This is a genomic window from Rhizobium sp. FKY42, assembly GCF_005222835.1.
In the GTDB taxonomy this organism is placed as follows: Bacteria; Pseudomonadota; Alphaproteobacteria; order Rhizobiales; family Rhizobiaceae; genus Neorhizobium.
Window position 1 is genome coordinate 1 of record NZ_STGA01000040.1, and the last position, 11678, is coordinate 11678.

General features: G+C 51.6%; 5 protein-coding genes, 1 pseudogene and 1 other annotated feature. Of the genes and pseudogenes, 1 reads left to right on the forward strand and 5 read right to left on the reverse strand.

Going from position 1 to position 11678, the window contains the following annotated elements; translation table 11 throughout:
- Positions 1–195: 195 nt before the first annotated feature.
- From E8M78_RS16165 to E8M78_RS16185, 5 genes and pseudogenes are all read right to left on the reverse strand, one after another.
- Positions 196–528 (reverse strand): DUF736 family protein, encoded by a 333-nt coding sequence (locus E8M78_RS16165; protein ID WP_102022171.1) that lies wholly within the window; start codon positions 526–528, stop codon positions 196–198.
- A 395-nt stretch (positions 529–923) separates the two neighbouring features.
- Entirely contained in the window at positions 924–1427 is a 504-nt protein-coding gene (locus E8M78_RS16170) for a thermonuclease family protein (RefSeq protein ID WP_137136034.1), read from the reverse strand.
- Complete coding sequence (gene repC, locus E8M78_RS16175; protein ID WP_137136035.1) at positions 1427–2707, reverse strand: plasmid replication protein RepC; 1281 nt, start codon at positions 2705–2707, stop codon at positions 1427–1429. The genes E8M78_RS16170 and repC overlap by 1 nt, the downstream gene beginning before the upstream one ends.
- 522 nt (positions 2708–3229) lie before the next feature.
- A protein-coding gene (locus E8M78_RS16180) for an IS3 family transposase (protein ID WP_205910251.1) occupies positions 3230–4404 on the reverse strand; the annotation gives its coding sequence in 2 pieces (ribosomal slippage) (positions 3230–4167 and positions 4167–4404; 1176 coding nt in all).
- Positions 4061–4177 (reverse strand) — a sequence feature (AL1L pseudoknot). (Overlaps the previous gene by 117 nt.)
- A 135-nt stretch (positions 4405–4539) precedes the next feature.
- Positions 4540–4914 (reverse strand): annotated as a pseudogene (locus tag E8M78_RS16185) (transposase); the annotation flags it as partial.
- Between the two features lie 795 nt (positions 4915–5709).
- Here E8M78_RS16185 and E8M78_RS16190 point away from each other — a divergent pair.
- On the forward strand, positions 5710–11678 hold a 5969-nt coding region (locus E8M78_RS16190), incomplete at its 3' end, for a calcium-binding protein (protein ID WP_205910250.1).

Sequence of the window (11678 nt, forward strand, 5' to 3'; positions counted from 1 at the left end):
GCGTGCCTGATCAGAAGCCTTCTTCCGTGCTGCAACAGCTTCCGGAGAGCGATCGGGGCGAGGGGCATGAACGTTCATTGGCAGAGCCTCCAGTTACTGTTTCACTTAGCACAAAAGAGCCGAATATCCAGAGAATGCGGGGTAATCAGCTCTTTTATGGTGGGAGCCCGATCAGAGATCGGGCTCCCAGAGCGATCAATCGCGGGGTTCCCATTCGATGATGGCCTGCAGTGCCACGTCATCTTGGCCGGGGTAGCGGCCCAAGTTGGCGTTGAAGCCGAGGCGCTTGATGGAGAGGGTGTAGTACGGCTTCCCTTCTCCGCTGGTCTTCTTCCAGATGCCGCCAACTTCGATGTCGTGGCCGCGAGGTGACTTGGCATAGACGCGATGCGTCGGAGCCTTTTCGTTGGTGGAGTCGAAAGGTGTAACCTTGATGTCCAGGTCCCGGTCGATGGTGGAGATGAGGCCGGTTCCCTTGGCGTTGTCGATGTCGTCTTTGTCGAACTGGATGAAGTTGGTCATGCTCATGTTAATCACTCCTCTATGGTGGTTGCGATGATCGTTCATAAGGCACGGGAACAAGCGGTGCGCACCGGAGGCCAGAGCGCAGCGAAGGAGGCTGGGCGGGGACAAATTTTGTTTCGCGAGGAAGCTAGAGGCGGGGAAAATTTGGAGACGAACGGCCTTGCGCCAACCGCGTCGCCGTGCGAACGGGCATCAAGAGCAACCACATTGGGGGTGTGGGGCCTGAGCGCTTGCAGCAATACGTCACCTCGCCAAATAGGACATCGGCACAGGTCAAGGGCGGGATTGTGCTGCATGCAGCCGAACCAGCAGCCTGAAACAAGTGGCTGGGTTAGCCGAGAGTTGCGCCACCACGTGAGATCTCACCATCTGTCACCCATATCAACGCCACCAGTCGTTCAGTTGCCGGAATGGCTGCGGCGATACGAGGAGGGGGATTCGACCTGAGCGCCCCACAAGCCTTGGCCTCGCTGTCGGGCTCTTGCCTCGGTGCGGCGATACTGGTCCAGATCGATCGGGTGGGATCTTGGCAGATAACGCAACAGGAGGCTCGCTTGGCCCGCCTTCACCATTTCGAGGCCAATATCCGTGCCATCGACGAAGCACCGGCCGACAAGGCGTTTGTACTGGTCTCGATCGACTTCAATGCAGCGGACATGCTTGCCACTGATCAAGCTGGCGAGGAACCGTCGTGCCTCGATGCCGCACCTCCATATCGCGCCATTCTTGAAGCCGGTCTGATCGCGCTCACAAGCATTAATAGCCGCAATGCGGATCCTCTGCTGACGAATGCTGAAGGTGTCTCCATCAATCACCCGCGCCTGGCCTGAATAGTCGGCCGATGCAGCGGAGGCAGTGAACAGAAGCGCAGCCAGCGCGGCTCCCACCAAGCGAATATTCATCAAGCGCGCGCCTCCATAGAATTGCGGGCTGCCAACCCAAATACCGAGCGGTTCAGATGAAGCTCTCCGCTCGCGGCGCGGTCTGTCATGGCCCGCAAATACCCGCCCGGCGAGCTGATTTCGGCGCGCGTGTATTTCTCAAACGTCAGAGCGATCGCAACGGCAGCCGCCTGCTGCCCCATTAGGTCCACGGCCCGCTGGCGCGCGTCTTCGGACACGCCTGCGATGCGGCAAAGTTTGGGGGCGATTCGGTCCAGGTCCGCCCAACTGCGCGGGGGCTGGTAGCCATATTCGGCTAGGCTGGGCGCAGCCCGCCACACATCTTTCAGCGCCACGATTGAAGGCCGCGCTTGCAATTGCCTATTGCTTTGGCGCGAACGGCTCCCCAGGCTTGTCTCAAAAGCCGCTTTGCAGGCGGAGCCAGGCTTTAGCGAAGTGACGTGTTCGGCGTTAGCCGAACGCCGTTCATCATTACGAGCTTCAAAAGGCTTCGGGGTTGTAATCTGTATGTGCATGTCGTTTTCGACATCCGTGCATGTCATATTTGCATCTATGTCGGACGCTTGAGGAGTCCGTTTCACGTTGCGCAGTCGGTCGGCAAGCCACTCCAAAAGCATTGCGGCCTTGCGGATGGTGTGAGCCGGCGCGTGTCTGGCTGATCCGATGAAGACCGCGATCTTCTCAACACGGAACCCGATCCGCCGGAGATTGCCTTCTCCTTTATCTGTCGAGTACACCAAGGCATATCTCGCGGCACGCAGAGCGTCCCGGAAGCGACGCGCCGCGCTGTCGCGAACTCGAATCTCTTCCCGCTTCTGGCGCACCAGCTGATCAAGTTCATGGTGCCGAGCGATCAGGACACGCAGATCAATGCCGCAGGCGTCGGCAATATCTCCTTCGCCGTCACGGATCGGGTAACGCTTGAAATTTGCACTGTCCTGCATGGTGACAAGCCCGAGGTCGTACAAGCGCGAGAGAATACGGCTTATGCGCCCTGGCGACTTATTGATGTCATAGCCGAGCTGTCGGTTCGACTTGTAGACGATCGGCCGCCCTCCTTTGTCGAAAGCGTCTGCCTTGGCGGTCGTGATGATGGCTTCCAGCAACGCATATTCTGCGGTCGTGATCATTCCGATTGTCATCAGGTTTTTTGCAAGTACCGCAATCTGCCCGCGCGTCACCGTTCCGATTTCCGTTGACTGCGCCAGTCGCCGGAATTCGGCTCGCTCCTTTGTCATTCTGCGACCTGTCGGCCGCTTTTGTTGTGTGGGTTCCCCCATCGTCCGTCTCCTGAAAGAGGCCAGACAAAGCTCCGCCGCTCACCGAAAAGGTGTTTTGATGATTGACATCGGAGGGAAGGTCTGCGAGAAGAAACTTGCTTAGGGTTTTGTTCTGCAGACCGCTTCCGGATTGTTTCGGGAGCGGTTTTCCTTTTCTAGACCAAGCGCTAACTCCATGAAGTATTTGGCATGAACAGGTTGGATCAGAATGTGACTCCAACTTGGATGCTTCATAGCCCGAAGTAGCAACTTGGCGCAACCAGCGCGAAGAAATTACGCTATTTATACGTGTATCCGTAAATATAAATCCGCTTTTGCATAGTGTTGCGGCGCCCTTTTGCTCGAGTGTTATCATATATTGATATCAAATTTGGCGCACGTCGTGCATAGGAGCAAAAGTAGCCGTTCTTGACAGCTCAAAATGCCTTCATGATGAAGCGCGCCTCAGCCAAAGCAAGCGAATAAGCGCTGAAAACTTCGATCTGAACCGCACCGGCTTTGCCGGAGACCGTTTGGTTTAAGTTATGCGGCCATGGCTGGCGCGTCCAGCATTGCATAGTATCGTTCTTCTGCCTCGGCGGGCGGGATATTCCCGATGGGCTCAAGCAGGCGGCGGTTGTTGAACCAGTCGACCCATTCGAGCGTGGCGAACTCCACGGCTTCGAAGTTTCGCCACGGTCCTCGCCGATGGATGACCTCGGCCTTGTAAAGACCGTTGATCGTTTCAGCGAGAGCTTTGTCGTAGGAATCGCCGACACTTCCGACCGACGGCTCGATGCCCGCTTCTGCCAGCCGTTCGGAATAGCGAATAGACACGTATTGCGATCCGCGGTCGGAATGATGAACCAGTCCGCCACGTTTGACGGGCCGCCGATCATGAAGTGCCTGGTCGAGGGCATCGAGCACAAAGCCCGCATGAGCAGTCCGGCTTGCCCGCCAACCGACGATGCGGCGGGCGAAGGCGTCAATGACGAAGGCCACGTAGACGAAGCCCTGCCAGGTCGCGACATAGGTGAAATCGGATAACCACAGCATATTCGGCGCGGGGGCATAGAACTGCCGGTTCACGCGGTCGAGCGGACACGGTGCGGCTTTGTCCGACACGGTGGTTTTGACTGGCTTGCCGCGAATGATGCCCTGAAGCCCCATCATTCTCATGAGCCGTGCGACGGTGCACCGAGCAATATCGACGCCCTCCCGCTGCAACTGCCGCCAGACTTTCCGAACGCCATAGACCTGGAAGTTCTCGTTGAACACCCTGCGTATCTCGACCTTCATGGTCATGTCGCGTCGGGCGCGGGCCGACAGGCGGTCTACATCCGTGCGTTTGGCAACGACCTCATAATAGGTGGACGGGGCAATCGGCAAAAGCTTGCAGATCGGCTCGACCCCGAGCACCGAGCGGTGTTCGTCGATGAAGGAAATGATCGCTTCAGTGGGCGGTCGAGCTCCGCCTGGGCAAAATATGCCGAGGCTTTGCGTAAAATCTCATTCGCCTGACGAAGCTCCCGGTTCTCCCGTTCCAGAGCCTTCATCTTCTCAGCCACGTCACTCGGCAAACCTGCACGCTTGCCGCTGTCGACCTCGGCCTTCTTCACCCATTCATGGAGGGTATGCGCCGAGCAGCCGATCTTGGCCGCTATCGATGATACCGCCGCCCAGCGCGATGAATGTTCGGGTTCGTGTTCCGCCACCATTCGAACGGCAAGGGCGCGGACTTCAGGAGAAAATTTGTTTGTCGTCTTGCTTGTAATAGACTCTACTTCCCACGATTTGGGGTCTCCGGCAAACCCGGTGCGGTTCAATGCAACGCTAAATAGGCTTCTCATTACGGTATACCTAAAACAGGTCTCGCTGACGCCAAACGTCCTGCATGCCAAGGCGATGCTCACACCGCGTTGCACCACTGCTTGCTCGGCCAGCTCCCGGCGCTGAGATGGCCGCGTCATTTTTTCCGAGCGCCTCCTTCAGAAGATCGGCCTACATGCCAAATCGGCATACATTCGCTTCAATCGGCGGTTCTCGTCCTCAAGAGCCTTCATCCGGCTCATCATTGAGGCATCCATATCCCCATATTTTGCCCGCCATTTGTTAAAGCTGGTGCTGCTGATGCCGTGCTCCCGGCAAAGCTCCGGGACGGGGACACCGCCTTCCGCTTGGCGCAACACAGCCATTATCTGGGCTTCGGTAAACCGGCTCTTCTTCATCAAAATCTCCTCGAGCATCAAGCCTGAGAAAATTCTACTTTTGAAGCCCCTTATCCGCGGGGAGGATTACCCACACCCGCAATTCCTAGTTGATTTTCATTGGCACTACTGTTAGTTCCAAAGTAGGAGGATACTAGAGCCCGATACCGTAGGCATTTAGAATGAAGTGGTGAATTCGTTGATTTAACAGCGTGTTTTCGAGTTTATGGGGATGTGGCTTACTTCAACACATATGCACCTTGATTGAGTGAAATATCTCACATGTTTACCCAGCAATAGATTATTTTGCGCGCATGACGTAGATTGAGGACAAATGTACGAACGGTATTCCCTGTTGCCAGCAATACTTTCGGTGTCAACATTTTTGGCGCAGGTTATTTTCTTTTTCATAGCTTATATAGATCAATCACGACTTCGATTTTTCCCCATTAATTACAGAGGAAGTGATATATATATATGTAATAAAATATTGGACTCTTTGTTATATGCAAATACATCTATATTCTATTATATATCTATTCCAGCAATAATGATATCAATTTTTGTTTCTATTTTTTCTATATTTAAAAATCAAAAGCATAGATTATTTGTATTTTTTTTGAACTCTATTTCAGCTGTTCCACTCGGATTTTTGATTGATGACAATCGTTACATACTAGGTATACGAAACATAAATTTAGCATGTCAGAGTAATATTTACGCTTTATCTGGTATAATAAATATTCCATTACTGAGCATTTGCTTATACTTTATTATTGGGAACGTATACATTGTTGTTAACAAGAGAATAACATTATGAGCGAGAACAACAATAACAGCGGATTTGCAGGTTTATCCAAAGCAATCGACGCCTTTTCTGCGGCTTTAGCAGGCGTGATTATTGCTAAACCACATCTGACTGCAGCATATCCAGCCCTACAATTTCTACCAGCTATGGTAGTGGACGGTTTCGGCACCTTGTCAGCGCAAGCTACTCCAAGTGATCCGACGAAAGGTATGCCCCAAAAGGTTGCAGAGGCTGTAGCAGGCTTCTTGGGTTCGACGTCAGGAACGGCGCTTGCTGTACATTTCACACCTATTGTTCTGGCCAGTATAGGTGTTTCGCTGCCACCACTGTGGGCCGGAATAATTGCAGCAGTCGCAGTATACGTCATATCTCAGATTTCTTCGGAAGTATCAATCGGACTGGTCGAATTTGCCTTCTGGCTACCAGATTCACCGTTGCTAGCTATTTTCCGCGACCCCCTCATCCTCGACCTCGATGGCGATGGCATCGAGCTATCCTCGCTGGCCGATTCGAACGTCCACTTCGACTATGACAGAGATGGCTTCGCGGAAAAAACTGGTTGGGTACAAGCTGACGACGGGATCCTCGTAATTGATGCCAACAACAATGGAGTTGTGGATGGAGCTGGCGAACTGTTTGGATCTCCATCAAAAGATGGCTTTGCCGTTTTGGAGACTTTGGACGATAACCGCGATGGAAAAATAGATTTCGACGATGCTGCATTCGCACAGTTGCGTATTTGGCAGGACCTGGACCAAAACGGTGGATCTGACCAAGAGGAACTGCGGACGCTTTCAGACGCTGACATAGCAGCTATAGCACTTGAGCGCGTCAAAATAGCTGGAACCAACAACGGACACAACCTCGGGTACGAAGCAACCTTCCTAAAGGCAGACGGCACTTCCGGTGCAGCACAAACCATCTATTTTCAGACAGACCGCCAGGACACCCGTGCGGACAATACGCCGGTATTTACCATCGGTGCTGGCGTGTCCCTCTTGCCTCAACTTCCCGGCTCTGGTCAGATTAACTCTATTGCTTGGAAGGCAACGGTAGACGCGTCGTTCCGTGATGGCTGGACTGCCCTAGCGGATGACGCGGCTACTCTGACTCTTGATGTTTTGAAAGGACGTTTTGAGAATCTGCTCATCAAGTGGGCCGGTGTCGAAAACGTGGAAGAAGGTGCCCGAGGTAGTTATGTCAATGCGCAGCACCTAGCCTTCATCGAAAAGTTCTTCGGCACCAGTTACCAGGAAATATACGCAAACCAGGGCGTAGCTACCTCTCCCGCGAGACCTGAGTTTGGCATGGCAATCGAAGCAAGCTTTGAAAATGTAACGAATGTTTTGCTCACCGTTTTTCTTAGCCAGGTGTCCTCAAGCGCAATTATGCGCGGTGGTGCGTTCGACGTAATAGTAGATAGCCCTTATTTTTCATATTCAATCCTAAATTTCACAGATCCTAATGAGAGCGGGTACAACAATCATGGAAACATTGCGGAGGCCGTAGAGCTGATCGTTGGCTTAATGCCACAGGAGCCCGGGCCAGCGGTCGATTACTTGTCACGAGCACTGGGCGGTCTTGAAGGAATGGTCACGACCGCATTTGGCGGCGATCGTGCACAATATCAAGCGGCGATAAGCCCATACTTGAGCGACATTTCTGACAGCATTTTGCAACAAGTCGCGACTTCAATAGTCCGAGGCGATGCTGTCATGGGAACAAGCGTGGATGATGGACTGATCAAGCTCGAAGGGAATGATGTATTTGACGCGGGTCATGGAGACGACGTCATCATATCCGGTACCGGGAGTGATGTATTCATCTATCGAAATGGTGACGGCTCTGACATTATCCGTGACAAGTCAACTTCTGTATCCGAAGTAGATGTGCTGATACTCACAGATCTGACGATTGAACACGTAACCTTCGAGCGAATTGGCGATACGCTACAAATCAAGATCTCGGAAAGCAACTCAACAATACTGTCTGAAAACTTCTTCTATAACTGGGGAAGAGAAAATCGCGGTATTGACAAAATCCGCTTCTCCGACGGCCAAGAGCTTTCTCGACAAGACATAGCCATTAGGTCGACAACGGTCGGCGATGACCGCAACAATCTAGTTCGCGATACGGCCGATGACGACACGCTTCGTGCCGATCGTGGGGATGATCAAATCCTAATCAGTGCCGGCAACGACACAGTCGTATACGCTGTCGGTGACGGCAACGACATCATCTCTGATAGTAGCGGCATAATAACCGAATCCGACACACTGAAACTCCTCGGCATCATGCCAGGTGACGTTGAACTCTCACGTGTCGGAAATGATTTGCTTATCCAAATAAATGCCTCCGACGAGCAAGTTGTGAGTGTCAATTTCTTCGTAAAGGACGTTCAAAGCGGCTCTCTGGGAGGTTGGGGGATAGACAATATCAAGTTTCAGAACGGGATCGTATGGGACAAGGCAACGATCGCGAAGCAGGCCTTCATCCGCGGTGATAATCGCACGAATACCCTTTCAGGGGACACAACCGACGACCAGTTAACGGGCAGTAAGGCCAATGATTCTCTTGCTGGCGGCCGGGGTTCGGACAGCTATTTCTGGAGGACCGGCGACGGTAACGACACGATAGTCGAATCAAATAACGACGCCAACAAGATCGACCGATTGATACTGGAGGATGTGCTCAGCGGAGATATCGAACTACTACGACGGGGCACGTCGCTTTTGATCCACATAAAGCCAAGTGGTGAAACAATCGACATATCCTATCAGTTCGAGGGTATCACCAACATCGAACAGGAATGGAACGCAACGAAATATGGCATTGAACAAATCGTATTTTCTAACGGAACGACTTGGGACCGTTTGAAAATAATGAGTTCAATCGTGAATATTGGCCTTGATCTGGATATTCAAGGCGTAAACTTCGGTTCTGTACCTGCAGACTATCGTTTCACAGACGAATTCAATCGAGTTGGTGACTTCTACGACCTGAAATCTGGCGTTTTTGTTCATAATAATATTTTTGGAATACACGACATCGCGTATGGGTCTGACCTAGATGACACGGAATTTTTCAATTCCTCAGTAGGCTTTGATAACCCTGGCAATGACGGCCACAACTACTATGACGGACGCGGCGGCAATGATATCTTGGTTGGAGGAAACGGTCATGATGTCCTGATCGGCGGGACTGGAAGTGACCAACTTTATGGCGACGCCCGATCAGGAAACAGTGGTTCTGGAAACGACTGGCTTAACGGCGGAGATGGCGACGACGATCTTTTCGGAGGCGCAGGCAACGATACGCTGATCGGCGGCGCAGGAAACGACAACCTGTCAGGAGGAGACGGCACAGATATTCTTCAAGACTCCGGAAACGGTAACGACGTCTTCAACGGAGGCCGTGGAGATGACATGCTTCTTTCAAGTGGCTCTGGAAACGATACATTCATATACGCAAGTGGCGATGGCAATGATCTGATTGTCGATGAGTCATCCTCAGAGAGCGATGTAGATGTATTGAAATTTACGGATTTAGGCGCGGAAGATTTACTTTTTTCGCAGGTTAACAATGATTTAGATATAAAGGTTCTGAATACTGGACAATCAATAACCGTTAGCGGCTTTTTCACCGGGAAAATCAAATCGACGGCTTCCGTCGGAATAGACCAGATCCAATTTAGCGATGGCTCCTTTTGGAATCGCAGCCAAATAGAAATCGCGGCAAAGGTCAGGGGAACAGATGGCCGAGATGTTCTCCAAAACTCATCAGCGCTCGACAGTACCTTCATTGGAAATCCTGGCGACGATATTATTCTGTCGGCTCCGGTAAGGGGGAGCGCCAATGGGGGTGGGGCCAACGGCAGCGACACCTTCATTTACTCCAGCGGCGATGGAAACGACATCATTTTCGATGGATCGCATGCGAAAGCAGATGTGGAAACAGACACGCTTATCCTCACTGATCTTAATCCCGAGGATGTCCAACTCTCTCGCAGCGATATTGATCTCCTAATTAGGGATCTACGCACGGGTCAAACCATAGAAAATGAGGGATTCTTCTGGGCGTGGGAGACAACTGGTCAGGGTATTGATGTCATCCAGTTTGCCGACGGCACAACCTGGAACCGGGTACAAATGCGCGATATGGCATGGGTATGGGGCTCGGCCGCTAAGGATGTTCTGGTTGCAGATTACACTTACGACAATGTCTTCGTGGGTGGGACAGGGGATGATATACTTCAGTCCTCTTCTGTAAGAGGAAGTGCAAATGGTGGTGGATCAAATGGAAATGATCGCTTCCTCTATGCCATCGGCGATGGAAATGATCTTATTTTCGACGGTTCTCATTCCTTGCTCGAAAAGGACAGGCTGATTTTTTCTGGCATCAATCCCGATGACATTAGGTTACTGGTTGATGGTATTGATATCATTATCAAAATTCTGCCCACGGATCACAAGATCGTAGATGAAGGAGCCATGTGGAACAGACAGTTCGTTGGGCAAGGGTTGGATGAAATTGAGTTTGCGAATGGAGCTGTGTGGGATCGTGAAGATATTCATTATTGGGCAACTGAGGGCTCTATTTTCTATCAAGGAACCTCAGTCAACGATAGAGTAATAGGGTCATATTTGGATCAACGCCTCGGAGGCGGTGGCGGAGCAGACTACATTGATGGTGGAGCTGGCAGCGATCTAATCTTCGGAGACAGCGGCAACGATACACTCGCCGTTTCTATATCCAATCTTGGTGATTTGGATCAACTTAACGGCGGCGACGGAATTGATACCGCAACTTTTGTGGATCAACCTACAGGCATTTACGCCGATCTCGTGCAGAATAATGGCGAAGTAAGGACTTGGAATTCGTCAATCTCATCCAACTCTGAAGGCAGGCTAATCGCTACGCTTACCGAAGTCGAAAACATCATTGGCACAACCCAGGATGACAAGCTTTTTGGCGACGATGCCGCAAACATTCTAAGCGGCAAGGCTGGGAACGACACCTTGGATGGTCGTTCTGGCAACGACACTTTGGTTGGCGGCCAGGGAAATGATACTCTACTGGGCTACAATGGAGATGATACCTATATCTTTGACTTCGGCGACGGAGACGACCTAATAGATGAGAGGCCTGATCAAGGAAACGATACGCTTAAACTTACGGGTATTCTGCCAGAACTGGTAACATTTTCGCTCATTGAAAATGATCTGCTGATCTCAATTGACGGTGGGGGTAGCTTACGGTTAAGGGGTACAGGTGCTGGTCTCCATTTCGATCAATACGGAATAGAAGCTATCCTCTTCGACAACGGCACCAAATGGGATGCTACCTATCTAAGGCAATTGTCGATATTTGCCTCTTCTACAGATGGGGACGACGTACTCATCGGAACCAGTGCATCAGGGTCTTTCGGTGGAGGCAAGGGTGATGACACACTGAATGGTGCCGGAGGCAATGATACCTACATCTATGCCCGTGGAGACGGTAACGATACGATCGCCGAGACGACCAATTGGAATGGAACAAATGATCGGATCGTATTTACGAACATCAATCCGTCGGATGTGACATTGGTTCGCGAGGGCAACGATCTCAGGATCCTTATCGCGGAAAGTGCCGTTGGTGCAGGTGACGGCGGGTCTATCCTTGCCAAGGAAAGCGTTAATGAAAATAGCAATCGTGGTATCGAGAGTGTCGCCTTTTCAGATGGAACCGTATGGACCAGAGCTGACATTGGAATGAAAATCGCAGATACTACAACCACGATTGTGATCAATGGGACAGTCGACGACGATACGCTCAACGGAACTGGTCAAAATGAAGCCTTTTTGGGCGGTCTTGGCAACGACCTACTTAATAGCGGCGCGGGTAGTGACACATTTATTTATTCATATGGCGATGGAAGCGATCGGATTGTCGAGAACTCCGGATCAAATGCTGAAATAGACGTACTACGCTTTAC